This is a genomic window from Micromonospora sp. HUAS YX12 (assembly GCF_040215685.1).
In the GTDB taxonomy this organism is placed as follows: domain Bacteria; phylum Actinomycetota; class Actinomycetes; order Mycobacteriales; family Micromonosporaceae; genus Micromonospora; species Micromonospora tulbaghiae.
This window is the reverse complement of record NZ_CP157974.1, coordinates 2,168,689-2,192,274: the sequence shown is the minus strand read 5'-3', so window position 1 is coordinate 2,192,274 and position 23,586 is coordinate 2,168,689. Positions and strand designations below refer to the sequence as shown.

Below are 23,586 nucleotides of genomic sequence, written 5' to 3'. Positions count from 1 at the left end.
GACCGGTGCCCGGCGCCGGGTCGACCGGAGGATTTCCGGTGTGGGCGGCGTTAAGAAGGGGCCCTTCCTCTACCGGAGGCGTTAATAAGGGGCCCTTCCTTACACGTCGATCGCGGCGGCGCTGTCACCGACCAGCAGGCGGGCGTCGTCGGGCGTGTTGCGCTTCAGGACGGCGAGCGCCACCTGGCCCAGCTCGTAGTGCTGCACGGCGGTGCCCACGAAGCCGACGGTCCGGCCGTCGAGCGTCACCGGCGTACCGGCGACGGGCGGCTGGTCGCTCGCCACGCCGTCGAGGTGCAGCAGGACGAGCCGGCGGGGCGGCTTGCCCAGGTTGTGCACCCGGGCCACCGTCTCCTGCCCCCGGTAGCAGCCCTTGTCCAGGTGCACGGCCGGTGCGATCAGGTCCACCTCGGCCGGGATCGTCCGGTGGTCGGTGTCCACGCCGGCCCGGGCCCGCTTGGCGGCCACCCGGATCGCCTCGTACGCCCACAGCCCGGCCACCGGCACCCCGGCGCCGCGCAGCTCCGCCACCACCTCGTCCATGGCGGCACGGGGCACGAGCAGGTCGACGCCGAGCGCCACCCGCCGGGCCCAGCCGCCGACGGGCAGCGGCTTGACGTCGTACACCACTGAGGGCCGTGCGGACAGCTCGCCGGAACGGAACTTCGGACCCGGCACCGCGGCCACGTCGGGAGCGGCCAGCCCGGTGACGCCGAGCGTGTCCAGCGCGCCGGGCGCCTCCGGCCCGACCAGCGACAGCAGCGCGTGGTCGACGGTGGCGTCGCGCGGGTCGACCTTGCTGAAGAACCGCATCTTCTCCAGGTATGACAAGAGGCCCCCGGTCATCCCCGGCTCGGTGTCCAGCCAGGTGGTCTGGCCGTCGTCGGCGACCATCGCGTGCTGCTCGACGTGCCCGTGCGGGGAGAGCACCAGCAGCTCGGTGCCCTGCCACGGTGCCAGCGCGGCCAGGTGCTGGCTGGTGAGCGTGTGCAGCCAGCCGATCCGCTCCTCGCCGGGCACCGCGACCACGCCCCGGTGCGAGCGGTCGACCAGGCCCACGCCGGTGGCCAGGAGCCGCTGCTCGCGCATCGGGTCGCCGTAGTGGGCGGCCACCGGGCCGACCCCCACCGCCCGGTGGGCCGGCTCCGGCTGGTCCCGGGTCTTGTCGTCGATGGCGTCGGTGGTCACCGCGCCCGCGATGTCGATCATGTGCGTTCCCCGTTCTGTGCGCAGCGGCCGCAGACCCCGAAGAGCGCGACATGCCCGATGTCGACCTTGAACCCGCGCTGCTCGTCCAGTTGGTCGGCGAGCGGGCGGAGCATCTCCGGGGCGATCTCGTCGATCGCCCCGCACTCCCGGCAGACCAGGTGGACGTGCTGGTGCTCACCGGCCGCGTGGTAGGTCGGCGAACCGTGCGACAGGTGCGTGTGCGTCACCAGGCCGAGCCGTTCCAGCAGCTCCAGCGTGCGGTAGATGGTGGTGATGTTGACTCCGGCCGCCACCTCGCGGACCGCGGTGTGCACCTGCTCCGGGGTGGCGTGCCCCAGATCCAGGACAGCCTGGAGCACCAGCTGCCGCTGCGCCGTCAGCCGCAGCCCGCGCGAGCGGAGCATTTCCGCGAGGGAGGATTCGGACACCCTTCGATCATAGTTCGGCCGCCGCGCCGGCCGGCCCGCCGCCGGGGTACGCCACTACGCTGCGCCAGTGGGGACGACACGGGTGGCGGTGCTCGGCCGGGGACTCGTACCGGCGGGTGAGCCGGTGTTGCGCGGCGACGACCGGGGCGTCCTGCACGGCGACGGCCTGTTCGAGACGCTGCACCTGCGCGACGGCCGCCCCTGGCTGCGCGAGGCCCACCTGGCCCGACTGCGGGCCGGCGCGGCGGCGATCGATCTGCCGCTGCCCCCGGACGCCGCGCTCGTCGAGCTGCTGGACGCGGTCTGCGCCGGCTGGCCCGCCCGGACCGAGGGCGCGCTGCGGCTGGTCTGCACCCGGGGACCGGAGGGCGGTGGGCCGCCCACTGTGTACGCCACGCTCGGCGAGGTGCCCGCGTCCGCCCGCCTGGCCCGGCGGGACGGGGTGACTGTGGCCACGCTGCCGCTCGGGGTGGCCGCCCGGTCCCGCCCGGAGCTGGGGTGGCTGCCGAGCGGAGTGAAGTCCACCTCGTACGCGCTGAGCACCGCCGCCCGGCGGTGGGCGCAGCGGACCGGCGTGGACGACGTGCTCTGGGTCTCGACCGACGGCTACGTGCTGGAGGGGCCCACCGCGAACGTGGTGTGGCGCAGCGGCGGCACGCTCTGCGCGGTCCCGGCGGCACAGACCGGAATCCTGCCCGGCGTGACCGCCGGTCACCTGCTGGAACGGGCCGCCGAGCTGGGCCTGACCGCCGCCGAGCACCTGCCCACGGTGCCCGACCTGCACGAGGCCGAGGCCATCTGGCTGACCAGCTCCCTGCGCGGCCCGGTAGAGGTCACCACCCTGAACGGAACCCCACGTCCGAGTTCCCCCCTCACTCCGCGCCTGCAAGCCCTCCTGAACTTCCCCCCACCCCCACCCCGTCGACCATGAAGTTTGCGGCGTCGGGTGCCCGATTTGTCGCCGTCAACTTCATGATCGCCGGGAACAACGGCGGGGCGGGCGCGGGGCGGCGGTCAGCCGGCCACCCGGGTCAGGCGGGCGGAGAGGTGCGGGCTCAAGGGCTGGCCCACGGCGGCCATCTCCTGGGCGTAGAGCAAAGCGCCCTCGACGATGCCGAACAGGCGGGCACCGGCGGTGACCTCCTTCGCCGTCGCGGTACGCACGACCGCGTCGGTGGCGAACTCGATCTGGGTGCCCTTGCGCTTGCCGATGTGCAGCTCCATCACGCCGGTCGGCGTGGTCATCAGCGCCTCCAGCTCGTCGGTCACCCGCTCACCGTCGAGCACCGGACGCCACCAGCCCACCTCACGGCCGGCGGGGCGGACCGGGCGGCTCTGCTCGTCCAGGATCCAGGCCCGCGACTCGTAGAACAGGAACGGCCGGCCGTCGTGGCTGATCCGGATCTCCTGCGCGTAGTCGAAGTCCTCGATCGTCGGGAACCCACCCCGGCCCCGGCCACGCCACACCCCGACGTACGGCAGCAGGCCGTCCAGGCTCGGATGCAGCTTCGGGCCGACGCGCAGGTCGTGGCTCTCCTCGTACGGGTACGGGTCGACCGGCGGCGCGTTCAACCACGGCGGCTGAAGCGGATTCTCACTATTCACAGCGCCACCTTCGTTCGCGACTGCGGGGCTCGCAAAACCGGCTCACTCCTCGCGCTCACCATTTACCTCTAGCGATTCGCACTGCGACATAGACCAGGCCACCGGCGAGCGCGCCCAGGCCGGCGACCAGCAGGCTGACGAACCCGATCTCGGTAACCATCCGGACCATCCTATGCTGGGGGCATGGCGCGCACTCTCGTCGTCAAGGCCACCGCCGGCGCGGACTCCCCGGAACGCTGCGCCCAGGCGTTCACGGTCGCCTCCACCGCAGCCGCGGCCGGGGTGGACGTCTCGCTCTGGCTCACCGGCGAGTCCACCTGGTTCGCGCTCCCCGGGCGGGCGGAGACGTTCGAGCTGCCGCACTCCGCGCCGCTCGGCGAGCTGCTGCACGTGGTCCTGACCACGGGCCGGGTGACCGCCTGCAGCCAGTGCGCGGCCCGGCGGAACATCGGCCCGGACGACGTCATCCCCGGCGTACGCATCGCGGGGGCCGCGGTGTTCGTCGAGGAAGCGATGGCCGAGGGCGCGCAGGCGCTGGTCTACTGACCAACCCGCCCGGGTTGTCCATTCTGCCCGGTGGGCCGATCCCGGCCCGACATGTCCGGATGCTGCCTACCATGCGAATGTGAGTGAGGCCATCCGACAGTTCTTCGCGTCGCTTCCGGCGCGCGCCGCGTCAGTGCTGAACAGCCCGATCGCCGGCACGCTCCAGATCGACCTGGCCGACGGCAACCGCACCGAACACTGGTACGTCACGCTGGCCCCCGGATCGGCCCAGGTGAGTCAGGAGCAGCAACGGCAGGCCGACAGCGTGCTCACCCTCTCCGGGGAACTGTTCGAGAAGCTGGTCACCGGCCGGGAGGCCGGAATGGCCGCGGTGCTGCGCAACGAGGCGACGTTCAGCGGGCACGTCGTGCTGTTCCTGGCGTTCCGCCGGTTCCTGCCGACCCTGCCCGGCGTACGGGATCCGCGGGACGCCGCCCGCGAACACGTCCGGCGGCTGGCGTGAAGGAGCGGGTCAGCATCCTCGACGGCAACACGTTCCTGGTCAGCGACTATCGCGGCAACATCCAGCCGTCGTACGACTTCCCCACCGGGCTGTTCTCCTTCGACACCCGGTTCCTCTCCACCTGGATCCTCACCCTCGACGGGGAACCCCTGCACGCGCTCTCCGTCGACGACTCGCTGTCGTACAGGACGCGGTTCTTCCTGGTCCCCGGCGAGCCGACGCACTACCTGGACGCCAAGGTCTCGGTGATCCGCAGCCGCGCGATCGGCGGCAGCCTGGACGAGGAACTGACCCTGCTCAGCCACTCCGAGCAGGAGATGGAGTTGCGGCTCCGGCTGGAGATCGGCTCCGACTTCGCCGACCTCTTCGAGATCAAGCACAAGCGGGACAAGAAGGGCACCACCACGCTCAGCATGGAGACGAACGCGCTGCGGCTGACCTACCGCCGGCAGGCGTTCCACCGCGAGACGCTGGTGACCAGCAGCGCGCCGGCCGAGGTCGACGAGAGCGGGATGACGTTCCGGATCCGGGTCGCCCCGCACGGCGAGTGGACCACCCGGCTGCACATCGACACGGTCATCTACGGCGCGCGGGGCGAGGACATCCGCGCCATCCTGCCGCTGGGCGGCCAGCGGACGGCGGCCGACATCGAGGCGGAGCAGAGCGAGCTGATCAGCCGGGCGCCGAAGCTGGGCTGCGACTGCGAGCCGCTGGCCGGGGCGTACCGGCGCAGCCTCAACGACCTGGCCGCCCTCCGGTACGAGTCGATCACGCTCGGCGTCCGGTTGCTCGCCGCCGGCCTGCCCTGGTTCATGACGCTGTTCGGCCGGGACAGCATCTTCACCTCGCTGCAGGTGCTGCCGTTCCTGCCCGAGCTGGTCAAGCCCACGATCGTCATGCTCGCCGGACTCCAGGGCAGCCGGGTCGACGACTTCCGGGACGAGGAGCCCGGCAAGATCCTGCACGAGCTGCGCTACGGCGAGACCGCCGGCTTCGAGGAGCAGCCGCACTCGCCGTACTACGGCGCCGCCGACACCACGGCGCTGTTCGTGATCCTGCTCGACGAGTACGAGCGGTGGACCGGCGACGCCGACCTGGTACGCAAGCTGGAGCACGAGACGCGGGCGGCGCTGACCTGGCTGGACACGTACGGCGACCTGCTCGGCACCGGTTACGTCTGGTACATGTCGCGGAACCCGGAGACCGGCCTGCCGAACCAGTGCTGGAAGGACTCGCCGGACGCCATCTCCTACGCCGACGGGCGAATGCCCGAGTTCCCCCGGGCCACGTGCGAACTCCAGGGGTACGCGTACGACGCGAAGCTGCGCGGCGCCCGTCTGGCCCGCACGTACTGGAACGACCCGACGTACGCCGACCGGCTGGAACACGAGGCGGCGGCGCTGAAGGAACGGTTCAACCGCGACTTCTGGATCGCGGACCGCGAGTACTACGCGCTGGCGCTCGACCCGCTGGGCCGCCAGGTGGACGCGCTCACCTCCAACATCGGTCACCTGCTGTGGAGCGGCATCGTCGACGAGGCCCGCGCCCCCGCCGTCGCCGCCCATCTGCTCGGCCCACGCCTGTTCTCCGGGTGGGGTGTGCGGACGCTCGCCGACGACCAGGTCCGGTACAACCCGGTCGGCTACCACGTCGGCACGGTGTGGCCGTTCGACAACTCGATCATCGCCTGGGGCCTGTGGCGGTACGGCTTCCGCCAGCAGGCCGGCCGGATCTGCGACGCTCTGCTCAGCGCGTCGCACTACTTCGACGGGCGGCTGCCCGAGGTGTTCGCCGGCTACGAGCGCGGCCTCACCGACTACCCGGTGGAGTACCCCACCGCGTGCAGCCCGCAGGCGTGGTCCGCCGGCACGCCGCTGCTGCTGCTACGGGTGATCCTGGGACTGGAACCGCAGGGCGATCACCTGATCATCGACCCGGCCGTGCCACCCGGGATGGGCCGGGTGGAACTGCTCGACATCCCGGGCCGCTGGGGCCGGGTGGACGCGCTGGGCCGCAGCCGAGAGCCGCACGAGGAACAGCCGTCGCCACCGGCGCTCACCCTGCCCGGCGGCTGACGTCAGGCCCGGCAGGGCGTGGTGACCGCCGCCCGGACCCGCTCACCGGCCCGCAGCGCCAGCACCGCCGGGTCGCCCGGGCGTGCGTACGCGTCGGCCGAGTCCACCACCGGCGCGGCGCCGACGCCGAACGCGGCGGCCAGCGACTGGTCGGCCGGCGCTGCGGCCTCGGACCGGGCCGTGCGGGCGGTCCCGCCACCCGGGCAGGGCGCGGTCAGCACCTGGACCGGCCCGGTCGCGCCGCCCCACCGGCCCAGCGCCGACGCCAGCACGGCCGACTCGGCGGCCGCGTCGGCGGACGGGGCCCGGTAGCCGGAGCCCGCCGGGCGGCAACCGGTGTCCGCGGTGAGCAGCACCCGGCCCGGGCCACCGGCCCGGCCCTCGACCGCGACGAACTCGCCCGCGTCGGCGCGCAGCAGCGGTTCGCCGTCGAGCGTCGACACGCCGGCCCGCCAGCCCGACGGCAGCCGGTCGGCGATGCCGCGCAGCACCTCGCGTACGTCGTCGCCGCCGATCGCCACCTCGACGCCGCGCTGCAGCGTGGCGCCGTCGTCCATCGGCGTGATCCGGCAGCCGCGCTCCAGCCGGTCCGGCAGGAGCGCCGGTACGCCCGCGGTGCCGACCGCGGCGGTCAGCTCGCCGATCGCCCGGTCCACCACCGGGCCGGCCTGGTCCAGCGACCGCTGCTCCTTGACCGTCGGCGCGTCGGTGCGCACCGACCACCAGGTCAGACCCGCGAGCAGCACGGCCCACGCCACGGTGGCGACCGTCAGCCAGCGCAGCCGGCGTCGGCCGCCGGGGCCGGGCCGGCCGGGCGGGGTGGGCGGGGCGTAGCCCGTCTCGACGGCAGTCACCCGGCCATGGTGTCACGGACGGGCGAGCCGCCCGGCCGCGCCTCGGCACCTCGCTCAGACCGGCTCCGACCGGCGGGACAGCAGCCACAGCAGGTAGAAGGGGCGCTGCCGCAGCTCGCCGCGACGGTCGGCGTACTGGTCGGCGGCGAGCACGGCGGAGAAGAACCCGCCCGCGCCCAGCATGCCGAGCACCGGCGCCAGATGGGTGCCCTCGACCGCCACCAGCGTCGCCGCGACAGTCGCCACCGCCGCTCCTGCGGCCTGCACGGCCGAGCGCCGGGCCACCCGGGCGACCTCGGCCCGGGCCGCCCGCACCCCCTCCTGGATCTCCGCGTCGAGCTTCACGAGCTGTACCAGCGCGCGGTCCGGGTCGGTGTCGACCTCCAGCATCCGGCCCCGCAGGTACGCCTGGGTCGCGGCGAGCGCGTCGCCCTCCTGGGTCAGGATGGCGCAGTAGTCCCGCAGCGACGTGCCCTCCAGCATCGGCAGGTCGAGCTGGAGCAGCGGGGTGACCAGCCGCGCCTTCACCGGATCCCCGCTCGGCACGTCGACGACCCGATGCCCCTTGACGATCAGGTCGAGCGTGCGGTCCGGGTTGTCGCCCAGCTCGATCCGGCCTGATGTGTCGAACAGCGACGAGGTGGACTGTGCGTCCGGCGCGCGCGACTCCAGGTGGCTGCGGCGGAAGGTCTGCGGGAAGTAGACCAGCTGGCCCAGCTCCAGCAGCGGCGCGCAGTCCCGCAGGTACGCGCCGAGGCGGCCCAGGTCGTCGCACTCGGCGAAGAGCTGGTCGATCCGGATGTCCTCGTACCGGCAGCGCGGGCCGCAGCGATCCGGATCCTCGCCGCACCTCTTGCAGATCTCCCGGTGGGCCAGATAGCAGTGCTCGCCGCCCGGCTGGGACAGGACCAGCTTGGCCGTGACGAGCGTGGCCCGCTTGGTGAGGAACGACAGATCGGTGTCGAGGCTGGCCACCGAGACGTCGAACGGGCGCCGCCGGCCGGACGCGTCGGTGCGCTGGAGTTCGCGGACGACCTCCTCGCCCCGGTTGCCGTCGATGAAGTCGATCAGATAGCGGCGGGCGTGGGCAGCGGCGTCGTCGGGCACCTGATCCCCCTCCGGCGCGTCCGGGGCGCGCCGCCGTCCAGACTGCCAGCCACGGTCGGGACGCACAGTCGCCGGAACGGCTCGTGGCCCGCCACCCGGGTGGGCGGCGGGCCACGATCTCCAGCGTGGGTCAGGCGGTGACCGAGACGGTCACCTCGTTGATCCCGCGGGCCGCGGCCACGGCGGTGTCGCCGTTGCCGTGGCGGGACAGGGCCCGCAGCGTCCACGAGCCGGGCGCGGCGAAGAACCGGAACTGCCCGGCCGCCGACGTCACCACCTCGGCGGTGAACTCGCCGGTCGAGTCGAGCAGGCGCACGTAGGCGCCCGGCACGACCTCACCGGACTCGGCCAGCACGCGGCCGGTGATGACTGTCTCCTTCTCCAGGTCCAGGCTCGCCGGGAGGGGGGCGGACTGGTCCGGCGCGGCGCAGCCGGCGGCAGCCGTCGAGGCGGCGGAGGCGGCGGTCATCAGGCCTCCCCCGGCTCGTCGCCGAGCGCCACCGGCACGCCGACGAGCGAGCCGTACTCGGTCCAGGAGCCGTCGTAGTTCTTCACGTTGCGGTGCCCGAGCAGCTCCTGGAGCACGAACCAGCTGTGCGAGGAACGCTCGCCGATCCGGCAGTACGCGATCGTCTCCTTGCCGTCGTCCAGCCCGGCGTCGGCGTAGATCTTGCGCAGCTCGTCGTCGGACTTGAACGTGCCGTCCTCGTTGGCCGCCTTCGACCACGGGACGCTGATCGCGGTCGGGATGTGGCCGGCCCGCTGCGCCTGCTCCTGCGGCAGGTGGGCGGGGGCGAGCAGGCGGCCCGCGAACTCGTCGGGGCTGCGCACGTCGACCAGGTTCTTGGTGCCGATCGCGTCGACCACCTCGTCGCGGAACGCGCGGATCGAGGTGTCCGGCTCCTGCGCGACGTACTGCGTCTTCGGCCGCTCCACCGCGTCGGTGACGAGCGGACGGGCGTCCAGCTCCCACTTCTTGCGGCCGCCGTCGAGCAGCTTCACGTCGCGGTGGCCGTAGAGCTTGAAGTACCAGTACGCGTACGCGGCGAACCAGTTGTTGTTGCCGCCGTACAGGATCACGGTGTCGTCGTTGGCGATGCCCCGGTCGGACAGCAGCGCCTCGAACTGGCTCTTGTTGACGAAGTCCCGGCGGACCTGGTCCTGGAGGTCGGTGCGCCAGTCGAGCTTGACGGCACCGGCGATGTGCCCGGTCTCGTAGGCCGAGGTGTCCTCGTCGACCTCGACGAAGACGACGCCGGGGGCGCCGAGGTTCTTCTCGGCCCACTCGGCCGAGACGAGTGCGGTGTCGCGACTCATCAGATCACTCCCTGGTGAGGATGGTTTGGTGAGCCTGCGCGTGGAGATCGATGTCGATGGTTGTCGCACCACACGCGGACCCTGAGCTAGGAACGGATCACGGGTACGTGCGACGGCGCCGCTGCCGGGCGTTGAGGGAGGGGAACCGGGAAAGGTTCGTGGACCCTGGGTGACCGCCGTTCAGGCGGCCGGAGACAGCCCCGCCGTCAGATGACGGGGCGACACAGGCAGGTGGCCACGCGGCACAGGTCGACCGCGCGCCGTTTGGTGAGGTGGGTCCCCATGGGCAGGGAGGTTACCAGCCGAGGCGACAGCTGCCACCAGGCCGACCAGCATCCGGGACGGCAGGGTGGCATTCAGCCGGCGGAGTTGACGGCAGGCCGGCTTTCAGCCGGCGGAGTTGATCGGCACGTTCGCCGCGTCCGCCGTGACCACCAGGCCCTCCGGCCTCGGTTCGACCTTGCGCAGGTTGAGCTGGAACGGCAGCTCCGGCAGCGGCACGTCGATCGAGATGCCCTGCGCGTACCGGGTCAGCGCGGCCCGTGCCAGCGGCACGTTCGGCAGGCCGTCCGCGGTGAGGTCGTTGAAGCGCAGCGCCACCTTGTTGCCGGCCACCGTGACGTCGGCGGTGCCGTTGACGGTGAGCTTGATGCCGAGGACGTCCACCGGGGCGGTGACGGCGAGCTTGCCGTTGCGCTCGCCCAGCATCAGCCCGGGCCGGTCCAGCAGCTTGGCCAGGCTCTCGTAGGTGACGGTGCCCCGCCCGTCCACGCTCTCGGCCACCACGTCGCCCCGGCCCGAGCGCAGCGTGTCCAGCGAGGCGGTCACGTTGCGCGCGTCCACGTCGAGCTTCGGCACCTCGACCGCGTCGCCCTGCACGTCGCCGCGCACGTCGGTGAGCTGGATCGAGATGCGCTCGTACCGGCCGTCGAGCACCTGGGTGAGGAAGGGGAAGCCACCCACCTCGACCTGCGGCGCGGCGGACTGCGCGTCCTGCTTGGCGATCTCCTGCCGGACCTGGTCGGCGATGGCGCGCTCGGCCACGCCGGCGGCGACCCGGTCGGCGACGACGAGCAGACCGGCCAGCACCAGCAGCAGGACGAGGAAGCCGATCAGCACCTTCCGGCCCCGTCGCCGGGGTCGGCCCTCCGCCGGATACGCCTCTGCCACGCCGCCTCCAGTCCTCGCCGCCGTCACCGCGCCTCGCGGCGCAACCGTACTTACCCGAGGCGAATCTTCCCCAACCGCGTCAGAGGAACAGCACGCACATGGCGTACGCGGCGGGCGCGGCAAGCGCGAACCCGCCCAGCGGCCCCTGCATGTGCCGGGCCACCCACATCGTCGGCGGTTCACCGGCCATCAGCCGGCCCGCCTCGGCGTACCCCACCGCGAGGTCGGCCAGGACGGCGGTGGCCGCGCTGACCACCCCGACCAGGGCGGCGCTGGTCGGGGTGAAACCGACCAGGTAGCTGCCGAGGACGGCGCTGGTGAGCGTGCCGAGCATGGCGCCGACGACCACGCCCGCCGCGCCGCGCGGCACCTGCGGGGCGAGCCGGGGCCACGGCGCCACCGCGTCGGTGAGCCGGGCGACGAGCAACGCCACCCCGGCGGCGGTGAGGCAGACCGTGATGGCCTGGGTGCCCTTGGGGATCCGGCTGAGCACGACGAGCGTGCCGAAGGCGACCACGCCCACCACGATGAGCAGGGTGCCGCCGAGCGAGTCGGTCACCCGGACCCGGTCCACCCGCCGTACGAGCTGCCCCAGCACGGCGAGCAGGAAACCGGCCGCGGCGGCGTAGCCGAGCGGGGCCAGGCCGGCGATGTCCGACTGCACGGCGGCGACGTCGGCGATCGCCGCCGTCGCGGCGCTGACGAGCGCGACGACGAGCAGCGCGGGCGGCCGCATGGCCATCGTCCAGGCCAGCACGAACAGCAGCTGGACGCCGAAGATGATCGCGGTGAACGGCAGCCGGTGCCCCGGGCCCGAGGTCTGCGCGCCCAGCACCAGGCCGACGCCGAGCAGCGCGGCGAAGCCGGCCACGGTGAGCGCCAGGGGGCGGCGGACCGGGACCGGAGGCACCTCCTCCTCGGGCTCCTCGTCGGACTCGTCGTCGGGACGCCGGCCGGGGCCGCCCTTGCGCAGCCGGCGCGGGCCCTTGCGTTCCGGCCGCTCGCCCTCCTCCTCGGCGGGGCCGGTACGCGGGGCAGGCGGGTAGCCACGGGCGGGGCCGGACGGCCCGGCGGACGGGTCGTCGGCCCACGGTTCACGACCGATGTCGCGCGAGGTGGAGGGAAACACGCCCCGATCGTGCCAGACCCGGGCGGCTCGGCGGAGGTCCCGGTTTCGGCGACGTTAAAACCTGCGCCGCGATCGAGGGCAGAAAGGGCAAACGGTAAATCGCACGAAGGTGACGGCCGGTCCATCGGTTACGCTCAGGCCGTTACCCGCCCGTCGACGACGCCGGGACCCACGCAAGTTCACAGTGCCGCCCCCCACCCGGGCGTGTCGCTGGTCGCGCGCGGCCGGAAGGCCGCCGGGACGGAGGTGATCGTGGAGCTCCTGCTGCTCGTGACCGCGCGGGCCGGCGAGCCAGCGGCGGTGCTGCCGGCACTCGACCTGCTGCCGCACTCGGTTCGCACCGCACCCCGCGACGTCCGCACGCTGGTCTCCGGCCCGACCCCGGACGCCGTCCTGGTGGACGCCCGCTCCGAGCTGAGCGAGGCGCGCGCCACGTGCCGGATGCTGCACGCCACCGGGCTCGGCGTACCGCTCGTCGCGGTCGTCACCGAGGCCGGGCTGATCGCGCTGAACGCGGACTGGGGCGTCGACGACGTGATCCTGGCCGGCGCCGGGCCGGCCGAGGTGGAGGCCCGCCTGCGGCTCGCGGTCGGCCGGCTCAGTAACGCCACCGCGGGCGCCGGCGGCTCGATCCGGGCCGGCGAGCTGAACATCGACCCGGACACGTACGCCGCCAAGCTGAAGGGCCGGCCGCTCGACCTCACGTACAAGGAGTTCGAGCTGTTGAAGTTCCTGGCCCAGCACCCGGGGCGGGTGTTCACCCGGGACCAGTTGCTGCGCGAGGTCTGGGGCTACGACTACTTCGGCGGCACCCGGACGGTGGACGTGCACGTACGGCGGCTGCGCGCCAAGCTCGGCTCGGAGTACGAGTCGATGATCGGCACCGTCCGCCAGGTGGGCTACAAGTTCGTCGTCCCGCCGTCGCGCTCGCTGCCGGAGTCGGAACCCGCCCCGCTGCCGGTCTGACCGCCCACGCTCCACCCCGCTAGAGGGCACTTTTCTTGTATGCCCTTTTTGCCCGATCAGTCAGCCATATCCTGGCTGCCGGAATTGTCGGGCTAAGGGGGCAGCGGTGCGTGCGGTGAACACGGGGGCGACGAACGGCCGGTGCCGCTGATGCGGGGCTCGACGCTGCGCGCCGCCGGGCTCGTGACCGTCGTGCTGGCCGGCCTGCTCGGGTCGGCGTTCGCGCTGGGCCGCAGCCTGGTGCCCGACCCGCATCCGTCGGCCGCCGGAGTCGCCACCACGCTCAACGGGCCGCGTTACGGCGAGCAGCCACCCAGCACCGACTTCCCGGGTGGCACGGCCAGCGCCCGGCCGAGCCCCGACGCCGCGCCGGACGCCGCCCCGGTCGAGCCCGGCGGGGCCGGTCCGTACGGAACCCTGGTCACCACCGGCTCGTCCCGGGTCGCGCTGACGTTCGACGACGGCCCCGATCCCCGCTGGACCCCGCAGGTGCTCGCGCTGCTGGCCCAGTACGGCGTGAAGGCGACGTTCTGCGTCGTCGGCGAGAACGTCGAGGCCCACCCGGATCTGGTCCGGTCGATCGTGGCCGAGGGCCACACGCTGTGCAACCACTCCTGGAACCACGACATCGGCCTGGGCAAGCGATCCCCGGCGACGATCCGGGCCGACCTGCTGCGCACCAACGACGCGATCCTGGCCGCCGTGCCCGACGCGCAGATCGCGTACTACCGCCAGCCCGGCGGGGCCTGGACGCCGTCGATCATGTCGGCCTGCGCCGACCTGAGTCTCACCCCGCTGCACTGGAGCGTGGACCCGTCGGACTGGCGGGCGCCGGGCGCGCTCGCCATCGAGACGAGGATCCGCACCCAGATGGGGCCGGGGGCGATCGTGCTCATGCACGACGCGGGCGGGGACCGTTCCGGCACCGTCAGCGCGTTGCAGCAACTCCTGCCCGAACTGCTGGCCCGGTTCGAGTTGGAGCCGCTGCCCGTCGGCCGCCCGTGACGAGCGCCACCGATCGCCGTCGTCGTCCGGCGCGAACCGCGGCCCGCCGGCCGCTACCGTGACTCAGATGAGCAGCACCGAGCCGACGAGTGGTCCCGCGGCCGACGGGATCGACCGGGCGGACCGGCTGACGCCGGACGAGGTCGCCGAGGTGCTGGCGCTGGCCCGCGCCGCCGGTGACGCCGACGGCGCCGACCCGCTCGACGAGCACGTGCTGCTGCGGCTGCGCGACCCCGAGGCGCCCGCCGTGCACCTCACCGCCCGGACCACCGACGGCACCCTGACCGGGTACGCGCACCTCGACACCACCGCCCCGGCCGAGGGCGTCGGCGTGGAGATGGTCGTGCACCCGGCGTACCGGCGCCGGGGCTCCGGCCGGGCGCTGGCCCGTGGCGTGGTGGCCGCCGCGCCCGGACCGCTGCGCGCCTGGGCGCACGGCGACCACCCGTCAGCCGCCGCGCTGGCCGTCGACCTGGGCTTCTCCCGGGCGCGGGTGCTCTGGCAGATGCGCCGTCCGCTCACCGCCGAACTGCCGGCGCCGGTCGTGCCGGACGGCGTGACGCTGCGCGCGTTCCGTCCCGGCGAGGACGACGAGGCCTGGCTGGCGGTGAACAACGCCGCCTTCGCCCAGCACCCCGAGCAGGGCAAGTGGACGCTCGACGACCTGCGGGTCCGCATCGCCGAGCCGTGGTTCGACCCGGCCGGGTTCCTGCTCGCCGTCGACTCCGCCACCGGGCGGCTGCTCGGCTTCCACTGGACGAAGGTGCACGAGCGGCCGGGGTCGGCCCGGATCGGCGAGGTCTACGTGCTGGGCGTCGACCCGTCCGCGCACCGGGGCGGGCTCGGCCGGGTGCTCACCGCCGCCGGCCTGACCCACCTGCGCGACGAGCGCGGGCTGGACCGGGTGATGCTCTACGTGGACGAGAGCAACACCGCCGCGGTCGCGCTCTACGAGCGGCTCGGCTTCGCGCGCTGGTCCGCGCACGTCAACTACCAGCTCGGCTGAGCGCTCGCCGGCGCGGGAAAATCGCCACAAAGGCGATGCCGGGCTGCTAGTTCACGAAATGGACAGCCCCGCCTCAGCGTACGGCCACCTCGTCGGCCGGACGTGTTCACCGCGCGTTCACTTACGTCCGGCGAACCGTCCACCTGGCCCTCCTACCTTTCGTGTCAGCCGGTCAGCGCCGGCCCCCGGCACTCCGGGCGACCTGACCAAAGACGTGAAGGGAAACCCCTGAAGTGAAGCTCCAGCGGCACGGCGCCATCGCCTGTCTCGCTCTTACCGCGGTTCTCGGTCTCAGCGCCTGCGGCTCGGACAACAACGAGCCGGCCGGCGCCTCCGCCTCCGGCTCCGCCGCCGCGGTGGACTGCGCCACGGGCACGCTGAACGCGCAGGGCTCCTCCGCCCAGAAGAACGCCATGGCCGAGTGGATCAAGGCGTACCAGCAGAAGTGCTCCGGCACCACGATCAACTACGAGCCCAGCGGCTCGGGCGCCGGCATCCAGGCCTTCATCGCCGGCACCGCCGACTTCGCCGGTTCGGACTCCGCCCTCAAGCCCGAGGAGCAGCCGCAGGCCGACGCCAAGTGCACCGGCGGCCAGGCGCTCAACCTGCCGATGGTCATCGGCCCGGTCGCTGTCGTCTACAACGTCGGCGGCGCGGACAACCTTCAGTTCAGCCCGGCCACCCTGGCGAAGATCTTCGCCGGCAAGGTGACCAAGTGGGACGACCCGGCGATCAAGGCCGACAACCCGGACGCCAAGCTGCCGTCCACCGCGATCCAGGCGGTGCACCGCTCCGACGAGTCGGGCACCACCGACAACTTCACCAAGTACCTCTCCAAGACCGCCGAGGCGGACTGGACGCTCGGTAACTCCAAGGCGTGGAAGGCCCCGGGCGGCGTCGGCGCGGCCAAGTCCGACGGTGTGGCCAGCAAGGTCAAGAGCACCGACGGCACCATCAGCTACGTCGAGTGGTCGTACGCCGAGAACTCCGACCTGAAGATGGCGAAGATCAAGAACGGGAACGGCGAGTTCGTCGAGCTGACCGGGGACTCGGCCGGCAAGACCATCGCCGGCGCCAAGTTCGAGGGTCAGGGCAACGACCTGAAGATGTCGATCGACTACAACACCAAGGAGGCCGGGGCGTACCCGATCGTCCTGGCGACCTACGAGATCGTCTGCAGCAAGGGCCTCGCCGCCGACAAGCTGCCGCTGATCAAGGGCCTGCTCGGCCACGCCGCCAGCGCCGAGGGGCAGAAGGAGCTCGTCGAGCTGGGCTACGCGCCGCTGCCCGAGACCGTCCGCACCAAGGTCGAGGCCGCGGTCAAGAGCCTCTCCTGACGCTCTGACCGACACCTCCTCAACACGAAGCGAGCGAGCAGATGGGTGACACCCCTCACCGCTCGGCCCACGCCGGCACCGGCGGGAACCCCGTGGCCACGAGCCACGAGCGACCCGCCGGTGCCTCGGCGCGTGTGGCCGAGCGCCCCGGTAACCCGGGCCGCCCCGACGGTGGCCTCGGTGGCGGCGGCGCCCTCCCCCGGGCCCGCGCCTTCGGCGCGGAACGGGCGTTCCGCGGCCTGACCCTGGCCGCCGGCACCACGGTCCTGGTGGTCATCGCGGCCATCGCGATCTTCCTGATCGCCAAGGCCGTCCCGGCGCTGCGGGCCAACACCGAGTCGTTCTGGACGTTCGAGGGCTGGTTCCCGAACGACGACCCGCCGCAGTTCGGCATCGGCGCGCTCGCCTTCGGCACGGTCCTGAGCTCGCTGCTGGCGCTGCTCATGGCGGTGCCGGTCGCGCTGGGCATCGCCCTGTACCTGTCGCACTACGCGCCCCGGCGGCTCGGCAACGCCCTGGGCTTCCTGATCGACCTGCTGGCCGCCGTGCCGAGCGTGGTCTTCGGCCTCTGGGGCCGGGACTACTTCGCCCAGCCGGTGGCCGACCTGTCCACCTGGCTGAACAGGTACTTCGGCTGGATCCCGATCTTCGGCGACGGCCCGTACGGCAACTCGATCCTGCTCGGCTCGGTGGTGCTCGCCATCATGGTGCTGCCGATCGTCACCTCGCTGTCCCGCGAGGTGTTCCGGCAGACCCCGACCGCGAACGAGGAGGCCGCGCTCGCGCTCGGCGCCACCCGCTGGGAGATGATCCGCACCGCGGTCCTGCCGTACGGGCGGCCCGGTGTCATCGCCGCGGTGATGCTCGGCCTGGGCCGGGCACTGGGCGAGACCATCGCGCTGGCACTCACGCTCGGCTCGACGTACGCCATCTCGTTCAACATCCTGCAGAGCGGCGGCAACTCGATCGCCGCGAACATCGCCAACCGGTTCGCCGAGGCGAACGACACCGGCCGGGGCGCGCTCATCGCCTCCGGCCTGGTGCTGTTCGCGATCACGCTGATCGTCAACATCACCGCGCGGGCGATCATCTACCGGCGGCGCGAGTTCACGGAGTCGGCCGCATGACCACTACCCTCACCCCCCGCCGCCCGCGCCCGCCGGCCCAGCCGGCCACGCTGCGGGCGAGGCGGCTTCCCGCGTACGCCGCTCCGGCCATCGCCGTCGCGGCGCTGCTGCTCGCGGCGGCCCTGGTGTACGGCGCCGGCATCGGCGGCCCGGTCCTGGTCGTGGTGGTCGGCGCGCTGCTCTACCTGGCCGGTCTCTTCGTCGCGGCGAACGCGGTGGAGGGCCGCCGGTCGGCCCGCAACCGGACCTGGAGCGCGCTGATCCACTCCGCGTTCGTGCTCGCGGTGCTGCCGCTGGCCTCGGTGGTCTGGACGCTGGTCAGCAAGGGCTCCGAGCGGCTGGACGCGAACTTCTTCGGCACCTCGATGAACAACATCGGGTCGCGGGACGCGAACGGCGGCGCGTACCACGCGATCGTCGGCACGTTGCAGCAGGTGGGCATCGCCACCCTGATCACGGTGCCGCTCGGCGTGCTCTGCGCGATCTACATCGTCGAGTACGGCCGGGGCCGGTTCGCGTTCACCATCCGCTTCTTCGTGGACGTGATGACCGGCATCCCGTCGATCGTCACCGGCCTGTTCGTGCTGGCCTTCTGGGTGCTGATCGTCTCGCCGTGGTTCAACGACGGCCGGCCGGGCTTCTCCGGCTTCGCCGCCGCGCTGGCGCTGAGCGTGCTGATGCTGCCCACTGTGGTCCGCTCCACCGAGGAGATGCTCCGGCTGGTGCCGGCGCCGCTGCGCGAGGGCGCGTACGCCCTGGGCGTGCCGAAGTGGAAGACCATCCTGCGGGTCGTGCTGCCGACCGCGCTGCCCGGCATCGTCACCGGCATCATGCTCGCCATCGCGCGGGCCGCCGGCGAGACCGCGCCGGTGCTGCTCGTCGCCGGCGGCGGCGCGGCGATCAACTTCAACCCGTTCGAGAACAACCAGTCGTCGCTGGCCCTCTTCGTCTACCAGCAGGCCGGCGAGGCGTCGAAGTACTCGCCGGCACGGGCGTGGACAGCGGCGCTGACCCTGGTCGCCCTCGTCCTCGTCCTCACCGTCGCGGCGAAGCTGCTGGCCCGTCGTAACCGGCTCGGCCGATGAATCCCGGAGGTACCGCCACCATGGCCAAGCGCATCGAAGCCACGAACGTGACCGCCTACTACGGCGGGTTCAAGGCGATCGAGAACATCAACCTGACCGTCGAGCCGAAGACCGTCACCGCCCTGATCGGGCCGTCCGGCTGCGGCAAGTCCACGTTCCTGCGGTCGATCAACCGGATGCACGAGGTGCTGCCCGGCGCCCGGGTCGAGGGCAGCCTCACCATCGACGACCAGGACATCTACGACCGCGACGTGGACGTCACGGCGGTCCGCCGGATGATCGGCATGGTCTTCCAGCGGCCGAACCCGTTCCCCACCATGAGCATCTTCGAGAACGTGGTGGCGGGCCTGCGGCTCAACGGTGTACGGCGCAAGTCGATCCTGGAGGAGGCGGCCGAGCGGGCGCTGCGCTCGGCGAACCTGTGGGACGAGGTGAAGGACCGCCTCGGCAAGCCCGGCGCGGGCCTGTCCGGCGGTCAGCAGCAGCGGCTCTGCATCGCCCGCACCATCGCGGTCGAGCCGCAGGTGGTGCTGATGGACGAGCCCTGCTCGGCGCTGGACCCGATCTCCACGCTGGCCATCGAGGATCTGATGTTCCAGCTCAAGGACAAGTTCACCATCATCATCGTCACGCACAACATGCAGCAGGCCGCCCGGGTGTCGGACCGGACCGCCTTCTTCTCGATCGAGAAGACCGGCGACCCGGGCCGCCTGATCGAGTACGACAACACCCAGAAGATCTTCAGCAACCCGGCCCAGAAGAAGACCGAGGACTACATCACGGGCCGCTTCGGCTGAGGTGGTGTAAGGAGGGGGCCCCTGTTAACGCCTCCGGTAGAGGAAGGGGCCCCTCTTAACACCGCCGGCCGAGGTCAGCGCAGCAGGAAGCGCGGCTCGGCGCCGTCCAGTCCCTCGATGTGGGGCAGGATCGGCGTACCCGGGTCGCGCTCCGCCGCGGCTCGGGCCACGCCGGGGAGGTCGTCGGCGGCGGCCACCTCGGCGAGCGTGACCATGGTGGGCGGCAGCATGGTCAGCTCGCCGGCCTCCGCCCGGGCCAGGGCGTCCGCCGGGCGCAGCCACAGCGTGTGGTCGGCCTCGCCGGAGACGTCCCGGGTCCGCTGTCCCTCGGGCAGCAAAGCTACGAAGAAGTACGTGTCGAAGCGGCGCGGCTCGAACTCGGGGGTGATCCACCGGCTCCACGGCAGCAGCAGGTCGGACCGGAGCGTCAGGCCGCGACCGGCCAGCAGGTCCGCGAAGCCGACCCGCCGTCCCTCCAGATCCTGCCGGGCCGTCTCCCAGTCGTCGCCGCTCACGTCGCCGACCACCGTGTCGGGGTCCGGGCCGGCGAGCAGCACGCCCGCCTCCTCGAAGACCTCGCGGGCGGCGGCGCACACCACCGCCTGGGCGGCGGCCGGGTCGAGCCGGAGCCGCCGTCCCCACGCCGCCGGCTCCGGGCCGGCCCAGCCGAGGTGCGCCTCCGAGTCGGAGCGGTCCACCCCGCCGCCGGGGAAGGCGTACATGCCGCCGAACGTCATCGCCGCCACCCGGCGGATCATGTAGACCTCGAACCCGTCGCCGGCCGGGCGGAGCAGCAGCACGGTGGCGGCGACCCGGGGCACGGCCGGTACGGCGCCCTCGGCCCGGAACCGGCGGGCGTGCTCCACCAGGGCGGGGGGTGCGGCGAAGCCGTCGATCGTCATGCGCCGAGCCTAGTTCCCGCCCGGCGGCCCGGCCCGGGGCGGCCGGGCGCGGGTGCACGCCGCCGCACCCGGTCGTGCGCCGCGAGACCGCCGGCTCGCCGCCGGCACGGGGCAGCGCCCGCCGTCCCCGCCTGGCAGGGTCGTGACCTGTGATCGACGATTTCGCCAAGGAATACCTGCACAACGACCTGCGCCAGATCCGCGAGGCGATGCTGTGGAAGCTCGACGGGTTGTCCGAGTACGACGTACGCCGTCCCCTGACCGCGTCCGGCACCAACCTGCTCGGCCTGGTCAAGCACCTGGCGGTCGGGGAGGCCCGATACTTCGGCGAGGTGTTCGGCAGGCCGTTCCCGGAGCCGTTGCCCCGGTGGGACGACCCGGATCCGGACGGCACCGACATGTGGGCGAGTGAGCACGAGACCCGCGAGGACGTGATCGGCCGCTACCGGCGGGCGGCCGAGCACGCGGACGCGACGATCGACGCTCTCGCCATCGACGCACCCGGCCACGTGCCGTGGTGGCCCCGCCCGGACGTCAAGCTGCTCAACATCATGGTCCACGTGCTGACCGAGACCGGCCGGCACGCGGGGCACGCCGACATCCTGCGCGAACAGCTCGACGGCTCGACCGGGGCCTGGGCCGAGTACGCGCACCTGGAACCCGACCAGCCGACGCTGACCGCGCGGCGGGCGATGATCGAGCGGGCCGCCCGCGCCGCCGCCGACGCCCGCGGCTGAGCCGTCCCGACGGGTGGATCACCTTGCCGACCCCGGAGCAGGAAGGGATAGCGTGCCGGGCATGACGCGTTGGGGAATCCTGGCCACCGGAAACATCGCCGCCCGCTTCGCCGAGGATCTGCGGCTGGTGCCGGACGCCGAACTGGTCGCGGTCGGCTCCCGTACCCGGGAGAGCGCCGAGCTGTTCGCGCGCCGGCACGACGTGCCGCGGGCGTACGCCTCATGGGCGGAACTGGCCGCGGACCCGGACCTGGACGCGATCTACGTGGCCACCCCGCACGCGGCGCACCACGAGGCGGCGCTGGCGTGCCTGGCCGGCGGCAAGGCCGTGCTGGTCGAGAAGCCGTGCACGCTGGACCTGCCGACCACCACCGAGCTGGTGGAGACGGCCCGCGACCGGGGCCTGTTCCTCATGGAGGCCATGTGGATGCGGACGAACCCGCTGATCCTGCGTGTGCTGGAGCTGATCCGGGACGGCGCGATCGGTGAGGTGACGCACGTACGGGCGGACTTCGGCGTGGCCGGCCCGTTCCCGCCGGAGCACCGGATGCGGGCCCGCACGCTCGGCGGCGGCGCACTGCTGGACCTCGGCGTCTACCCGCTGAGCCTGGCCCACCTGGTGCTCGGCGTGCCGCAGCACGTGCAGGCGTGGGCCAAGCTGACCCCGGAGGCGGTGGACGAGAACACCGGCATGGTGCTCGGCTGGGACTCCGGCGCGGTGGCGACGCTCAGCTGCGGCATGGTCGGGGCGACAGCGATCACCGCGTCGATCACCGGCACGACCGGCCGGATCGACCTGCCCGAGCTGTTCTTCCGGCCCGCGCACGTGGTGCTGCACCGGGCCGGCGCCGAACCGGAGACGATCCCGGCGGACCTGACCGGCGGCGGCTACCAGTACGAGGCGATCGAGGTGCAGCGCTGTCTGGCGGCCGGGCTGACCGAGAGCCCGCTGGTGCCGCACGCCGCCACGCTCGAGGTGATGGGCCTGCTCGACGACATCAAGGCCCGGATCGGCGTCTCCTACGCGTGAGGGGTTCCCCGCCACGGCGGGGAACCCCTCGACGTCAGCGTGCGGAGATCAGAACAGGGGCCGGACCAGCAGGTACGCGAGGCAGGCGATCGCGGCGGCGGCCGGGAACGTGATGATCCAGGCGATCACGATGTTGCCCGCCACGTTCCAGCGCACCGCGGAGAGCCGTTTCGTCGCGCCCACACCCATGATCGCCGAGGTGATCGTGTGCGTGGTGGAGATCGGCGCCTTCAGCACCAGCGCGTTGAAGTAGAGCACCGCGCTGGCCACGGTCTCGGCCGCGAAGCCCTCCGCCGGGCCGAGGTCGATGATCTTCCGGCCGAGCGTACGGATGATCCGCCAGCCGCCCGCGTACGTGCCGGCCGCCAGCATCGCGGCGGAGGTCCAGAAGACCCAGCCCGGGATGTGCGTCTTGCTCTCCTGGAAACCGCCGGTGTAGAGCGCGAGCACGATGATGCCCATGGTCTTGGCGGCGTCCTGCATGCCGTGGCCGACCGACATGGCGGCGGCGGACGCGGTCTGCGCCCACCGGAAGCCACGGCTGAGCTTGCCCGGCTGGCCCTTCCGGAACAGCCACATGATCCCCAGCATCACCAGGAAGCCGAGGATCAGGCCGACCACCGGCGAGAGCACCATCGGGATGAGGACCTTCTCGATGATGGTGCCCCACTGGACGATGCCGTCGGCGGCGAACAGGGTGGCGCCGACCAGGCCGCCGAAGAGGGCGTGCGAGGACGAGGACGGCAGGCCGAAGTACCAGGTGATCAGGTTCCAGATGATCGCGCCGAGCACGCCGGCGAAGACCACGCCGAGGCTCTCCACCCCGGTCGGCAACGTCACCAGCCCGTCGCCGACCGTCTTGGCCACCCCGGCGCCGAAGTGCGCGCCGACGAAGTTGCCGACGGCGGCCAGCGCGAGCGCGATCCGGGGGGTCAGCGCGCGGGTCGAGATGCTGGTGGCGATCGCGTTCGCCGCGTCATGGAAGCCGTTCGTGTAGTCGAACGCCATGGCGACCACGATCACCGCCAGCACGGCGATGAGTTCGGGTGTCACTGGATCAGGACTCCTTGACCGCGATGGTCTCGACGGTGTTGGCCACGTGCTCGAAGGCGTCGCAGGCGGCCTCCAGTTCGTCGGCCACCTCCTTCATCTTCAGCACCGTGAGCGCGTCGTACTCGCCGGAGAAGAGACGGACGAGCAGCATCCGGTACGCCTGGTCGCCGTCGTTCTCGAGCCGGTTGCACTCGATCCAGTAGTCCTCGAGATCCTTCATCGACTTCAGCCGGGGCATCGCCTCGGCGGTGAGCTTGGCCTGCTGGTCGAGCACGTTGACCAGCTCGTGCAGCTCGCGCGGGAGCGCCGGCAGCTTGGTCAGGCCGTACAGGTAGAGCAGGTTGCCGACCGCCTCCAGGTGGTCCATCACGTCGTCGAGCAGCGAGCCCAGCCGGTAGATGTCCTCCCGGTCGAACGGCGTGATGAACGTGGAGTTGATCTTCTTGTACAGCTCGTGCGTGATCTGGTCGCTGTCGTGCTCGATGTCGGTCAGCCGCTCGCTGATCGACTGCACGTCGGCGCCGGGCAGGCCCAGCTCGTTCAGCAGGTCGGTCCCCTTCACCAGGTTCTGCGCGGCCCTGGTGAAGAGCTCGTAGAAAGCGCCCTCGGTGGGACGGAAGGAAAACTTCACAGCACGG

The 23,586-nt window shown here is 72.4% G+C and carries 27 protein-coding genes; 13 read left to right on the top strand and 14 right to left on the bottom strand.

Annotation, left to right across the window (positions count from 1 at the left end):
- Nucleotides 1-99: 99 nt before the first annotated feature.
- Together ABIH81_RS10745 and ABIH81_RS10740 are read right to left on the bottom strand one after the other, a co-directional pair.
- Nucleotides 100-1,209: a folate-binding protein gene (locus ABIH81_RS10745; protein ID WP_349880145.1), complete on the bottom strand. Its 1,110-nt coding sequence runs from the start codon at nucleotides 1,207-1,209 to the stop codon at nucleotides 100-102.
- Nucleotides 1,206-1,613 (bottom strand): Fur family transcriptional regulator, encoded by a 408-nt coding sequence (locus ABIH81_RS10740; protein WP_128137825.1) that lies wholly within the window; start codon nucleotides 1,611-1,613, stop codon nucleotides 1,206-1,208. Before ABIH81_RS10740 ends, ABIH81_RS10745 begins: the two co-directional genes overlap by 4 nt.
- 91 nt (nucleotides 1,614-1,704) lie before the next feature.
- On the opposite strand from ABIH81_RS10740, the gene ABIH81_RS10735 reads away from it, so the two are divergent.
- Nucleotides 1,705-2,568, top strand: coding sequence for an aminotransferase class IV (locus tag ABIH81_RS10735; protein ID WP_349880144.1), 864 nt, complete (start codon nucleotides 1,705-1,707; stop codon nucleotides 2,566-2,568).
- Nucleotides 2,569-2,651: 83 nt separating this feature from the next.
- Here the strand turns inward: ABIH81_RS10735 and ABIH81_RS10730 are convergent, their stop codons facing one another.
- Together ABIH81_RS10730 and mtfM are read right to left on the bottom strand one after the other, a co-directional pair.
- Nucleotides 2,652-3,242 (bottom strand): FABP family protein, encoded by a 591-nt coding sequence (locus tag ABIH81_RS10730; protein WP_120572922.1) that lies wholly within the window; start codon nucleotides 3,240-3,242, stop codon nucleotides 2,652-2,654.
- Nucleotides 3,243-3,297: 55 nt separating this feature from the next.
- Nucleotides 3,298-3,402 carry a small membrane protein MtfM gene (gene mtfM / locus ABIH81_RS10725; RefSeq protein WP_013288813.1) on the bottom strand — a complete coding sequence of 35 codons (105 nt, stop codon included), beginning with the start codon at nucleotides 3,400-3,402 and terminating at the stop codon, nucleotides 3,298-3,300.
- 23 nt (nucleotides 3,403-3,425) lie between these two features.
- Here mtfM and ABIH81_RS10720 point away from each other — a divergent pair, with 23 nt between their 5' ends.
- From ABIH81_RS10720 to ABIH81_RS10710, 3 genes are all read left to right on the top strand, one after another.
- On the top strand, nucleotides 3,426-3,788 hold the full coding sequence (locus ABIH81_RS10720) for a DsrE family protein (RefSeq protein ID WP_349880143.1): 363 nt from the start codon (nucleotides 3,426-3,428) through the stop codon (nucleotides 3,786-3,788).
- Nucleotides 3,789-3,867: 79 nt separating this feature from the next.
- Nucleotides 3,868-4,251 (top strand): SCP2 sterol-binding domain-containing protein, encoded by a 384-nt coding sequence (locus ABIH81_RS10715; RefSeq protein WP_349880142.1) that lies wholly within the window; start codon nucleotides 3,868-3,870, stop codon nucleotides 4,249-4,251.
- Nucleotides 4,248-6,326 carry a glycogen debranching N-terminal domain-containing protein gene (locus ABIH81_RS10710; protein WP_349880141.1) on the top strand — a complete coding sequence of 693 codons (2,079 nt, stop codon included), beginning with the start codon at nucleotides 4,248-4,250 and terminating at the stop codon, nucleotides 6,324-6,326. The genes ABIH81_RS10715 and ABIH81_RS10710 overlap by 4 nt, the downstream gene beginning before the upstream one ends.
- Before the next feature lie 2 nt (nucleotides 6,327-6,328).
- On the opposite strand, the gene ABIH81_RS10705 is transcribed toward ABIH81_RS10710, so the two are convergent.
- The 7 genes from ABIH81_RS10705 to ABIH81_RS10675 form a co-directional block, all read right to left on the bottom strand.
- Nucleotides 6,329-7,180 carry a hypothetical protein gene (locus ABIH81_RS10705; protein ID WP_349880140.1) on the bottom strand — a complete coding sequence of 284 codons (852 nt, stop codon included), beginning with the start codon at nucleotides 7,178-7,180 and terminating at the stop codon, nucleotides 6,329-6,331.
- Between the two features lie 54 nt (nucleotides 7,181-7,234).
- Nucleotides 7,235-8,287 (bottom strand): hypothetical protein, encoded by a 1,053-nt coding sequence (locus ABIH81_RS10700; RefSeq protein WP_349880139.1) that lies wholly within the window; start codon nucleotides 8,285-8,287, stop codon nucleotides 7,235-7,237.
- Nucleotides 8,288-8,417: 130 nt separating this feature from the next.
- A complete protein-coding gene (locus ABIH81_RS10695) occupies nucleotides 8,418-8,756 on the bottom strand; it encodes a DUF1416 domain-containing protein (RefSeq protein WP_349880138.1) in 339 nt (112 codons plus the stop codon).
- A complete protein-coding gene (locus tag ABIH81_RS10690) occupies nucleotides 8,756-9,604 on the bottom strand; it encodes a sulfurtransferase (protein WP_349880137.1) in 849 nt (282 codons plus the stop codon). Before ABIH81_RS10690 ends, ABIH81_RS10695 begins: the two co-directional genes overlap by 1 nt.
- 206 nt (nucleotides 9,605-9,810) lie before the next feature.
- Nucleotides 9,811-9,888 carry an Ms5788A family Cys-rich leader peptide gene (locus tag ABIH81_RS10685; RefSeq protein WP_310503780.1) on the bottom strand — a complete coding sequence of 26 codons (78 nt, stop codon included), beginning with the start codon at nucleotides 9,886-9,888 and terminating at the stop codon, nucleotides 9,811-9,813.
- 103 nt (nucleotides 9,889-9,991) lie between these two features.
- Nucleotides 9,992-10,774 carry a DUF2993 domain-containing protein gene (locus ABIH81_RS10680; RefSeq protein WP_349880136.1) on the bottom strand — a complete coding sequence of 261 codons (783 nt, stop codon included), beginning with the start codon at nucleotides 10,772-10,774 and terminating at the stop codon, nucleotides 9,992-9,994.
- Between the two features lie 79 nt (nucleotides 10,775-10,853).
- Nucleotides 10,854-11,903, bottom strand: a complete 1,050-nt coding sequence (locus ABIH81_RS10675) for a hypothetical protein (protein WP_349880135.1) — start codon at nucleotides 11,901-11,903, stop codon at nucleotides 10,854-10,856.
- A gap of 246 nt (nucleotides 11,904-12,149) precedes the next feature.
- Here ABIH81_RS10675 and ABIH81_RS10670 point away from each other — a divergent pair, with 246 nt between their 5' ends.
- From ABIH81_RS10670 to pstB, 7 genes are all read left to right on the top strand, one after another.
- The gene (locus tag ABIH81_RS10670) at nucleotides 12,150-12,869 is read left to right on the top strand and encodes a response regulator transcription factor (protein WP_349880134.1); all 720 of its coding nucleotides are present in this window, start codon (nucleotides 12,150-12,152) and stop codon (nucleotides 12,867-12,869) included.
- Between the two features lie 150 nt (nucleotides 12,870-13,019).
- A complete protein-coding gene (locus tag ABIH81_RS10665) occupies nucleotides 13,020-13,874 on the top strand; it encodes a polysaccharide deacetylase family protein (RefSeq protein ID WP_349881066.1) in 855 nt (284 codons plus the stop codon).
- Nucleotides 13,875-13,941: 67 nt separating this feature from the next.
- Nucleotides 13,942-14,880 carry a mycothiol synthase gene (mshD, locus tag ABIH81_RS10660; protein ID WP_349880133.1) on the top strand — a complete coding sequence of 313 codons (939 nt, stop codon included), beginning with the start codon at nucleotides 13,942-13,944 and terminating at the stop codon, nucleotides 14,878-14,880.
- A 233-nt stretch (nucleotides 14,881-15,113) separates the two neighbouring features.
- Nucleotides 15,114-16,217 (top strand): phosphate ABC transporter substrate-binding protein PstS, encoded by a 1,104-nt coding sequence (gene pstS / locus ABIH81_RS10655; RefSeq protein ID WP_349880132.1) that lies wholly within the window; start codon nucleotides 15,114-15,116, stop codon nucleotides 16,215-16,217.
- Between the two features lie 41 nt (nucleotides 16,218-16,258).
- Nucleotides 16,259-17,344 (top strand): phosphate ABC transporter permease subunit PstC, encoded by a 1,086-nt coding sequence (gene pstC, locus ABIH81_RS10650; RefSeq protein WP_349880131.1) that lies wholly within the window; start codon nucleotides 16,259-16,261, stop codon nucleotides 17,342-17,344.
- Entirely contained in the window at nucleotides 17,341-18,429 is a 1,089-nt protein-coding gene (gene pstA, locus ABIH81_RS10645; protein WP_349880130.1) for a phosphate ABC transporter permease PstA, read from the top strand. Before pstC ends, pstA begins: the two co-directional genes overlap by 4 nt.
- A gap of 20 nt (nucleotides 18,430-18,449) precedes the next feature.
- Nucleotides 18,450-19,226 (top strand): phosphate ABC transporter ATP-binding protein PstB, encoded by a 777-nt coding sequence (gene pstB / locus ABIH81_RS10640; RefSeq protein ID WP_349880129.1) that lies wholly within the window; start codon nucleotides 18,450-18,452, stop codon nucleotides 19,224-19,226.
- Nucleotides 19,227-19,300: 74 nt separating this feature from the next.
- Here the strand turns inward: pstB and ABIH81_RS10635 are convergent, their stop codons facing one another.
- Entirely contained in the window at nucleotides 19,301-20,128 is an 828-nt protein-coding gene (locus tag ABIH81_RS10635) for an NUDIX hydrolase (RefSeq protein WP_349880128.1), read from the bottom strand.
- A 149-nt stretch (nucleotides 20,129-20,277) separates the two neighbouring features.
- On the opposite strand from ABIH81_RS10635, the gene ABIH81_RS10630 reads away from it, so the two are divergent.
- Both ABIH81_RS10630 and ABIH81_RS10625 read left to right on the top strand, forming a co-directional pair.
- Entirely contained in the window at nucleotides 20,278-20,865 is a 588-nt protein-coding gene (locus tag ABIH81_RS10630; RefSeq protein ID WP_349880127.1) for a DinB family protein, read from the top strand.
- 61 nt (nucleotides 20,866-20,926) lie between these two features.
- Complete coding sequence (locus ABIH81_RS10625; protein WP_349880126.1) at nucleotides 20,927-21,895, top strand: Gfo/Idh/MocA family oxidoreductase; 969 nt, start codon at nucleotides 20,927-20,929, stop codon at nucleotides 21,893-21,895.
- Nucleotides 21,896-21,943: 48 nt separating this feature from the next.
- On the opposite strand, the gene ABIH81_RS10620 is transcribed toward ABIH81_RS10625, so the two are convergent.
- Both ABIH81_RS10620 and ABIH81_RS10615 read right to left on the bottom strand, forming a co-directional pair.
- Nucleotides 21,944-22,948, bottom strand: a complete 1,005-nt coding sequence (locus tag ABIH81_RS10620; RefSeq protein ID WP_349880125.1) for an inorganic phosphate transporter — start codon at nucleotides 22,946-22,948, stop codon at nucleotides 21,944-21,946.
- Nucleotides 22,949-22,952: 4 nt separating this feature from the next.
- On the bottom strand, nucleotides 22,953-23,579 hold the full coding sequence (locus ABIH81_RS10615; RefSeq protein ID WP_091047092.1) for a DUF47 family protein: 627 nt from the start codon (nucleotides 23,577-23,579) through the stop codon (nucleotides 22,953-22,955).
- Between the last annotated feature and the right edge of the window lie 7 nt (nucleotides 23,580-23,586).

What these genes read in the sequence shown, in the direction of transcription:
- pstA (WP_349880130.1), top strand. Translation starts at nt 17,341, where the DNA reads ATGACCACTACCCTCACCCCCCGCCGCCCGCGCCCGCCGGCCCAGCCG.
- ABIH81_RS10695 (WP_349880138.1), bottom strand. Translation starts at nt 8,756, where the DNA reads ATGACCGCCGCCTCCGCCGCCTCGACGGCTGCCGCCGGCTGCGCCGCG.
- ABIH81_RS10635 (WP_349880128.1), bottom strand. Translation starts at nt 20,128, where the DNA reads ATGACGATCGACGGCTTCGCCGCACCCCCCGCCCTGGTGGAGCACGCC.
- ABIH81_RS10740 (WP_128137825.1), bottom strand. Translation starts at nt 1,613, where the DNA reads ATGCTCCGCTCGCGCGGGCTGCGGCTGACGGCGCAGCGGCAGCTGGTG.
- mshD (WP_349880133.1), top strand. Translation starts at nt 13,942, where the DNA reads ATGAGCAGCACCGAGCCGACGAGTGGTCCCGCGGCCGACGGGATCGAC.
- ABIH81_RS10745 (WP_349880145.1), bottom strand. Translation starts at nt 1,209, where the DNA reads ATGATCGACATCGCGGGCGCGGTGACCACCGACGCCATCGACGACAAG.
- ABIH81_RS10690 (WP_349880137.1), bottom strand. Translation starts at nt 9,604, where the DNA reads ATGAGTCGCGACACCGCACTCGTCTCGGCCGAGTGGGCCGAGAAGAAC.
- ABIH81_RS10665 (WP_349881066.1), top strand. Translation starts at nt 13,020, where the DNA reads ATGCGGGGCTCGACGCTGCGCGCCGCCGGGCTCGTGACCGTCGTGCTG.
- pstC (WP_349880131.1), top strand. Translation starts at nt 16,259, where the DNA reads ATGGGTGACACCCCTCACCGCTCGGCCCACGCCGGCACCGGCGGGAAC.
- ABIH81_RS10720 (WP_349880143.1), top strand. Translation starts at nt 3,426, where the DNA reads ATGGCGCGCACTCTCGTCGTCAAGGCCACCGCCGGCGCGGACTCCCCG.
- pstB (WP_349880129.1), top strand. Translation starts at nt 18,450, where the DNA reads ATGGCCAAGCGCATCGAAGCCACGAACGTGACCGCCTACTACGGCGGG.
- mtfM (WP_013288813.1), bottom strand. Translation starts at nt 3,402, where the DNA reads ATGGTTACCGAGATCGGGTTCGTCAGCCTGCTGGTCGCCGGCCTGGGC.
- ABIH81_RS10685 (WP_310503780.1), bottom strand. Translation starts at nt 9,888, where the DNA reads ATGGGGACCCACCTCACCAAACGGCGCGCGGTCGACCTGTGCCGCGTG.
- ABIH81_RS10625 (WP_349880126.1), top strand. Translation starts at nt 20,927, where the DNA reads ATGACGCGTTGGGGAATCCTGGCCACCGGAAACATCGCCGCCCGCTTC.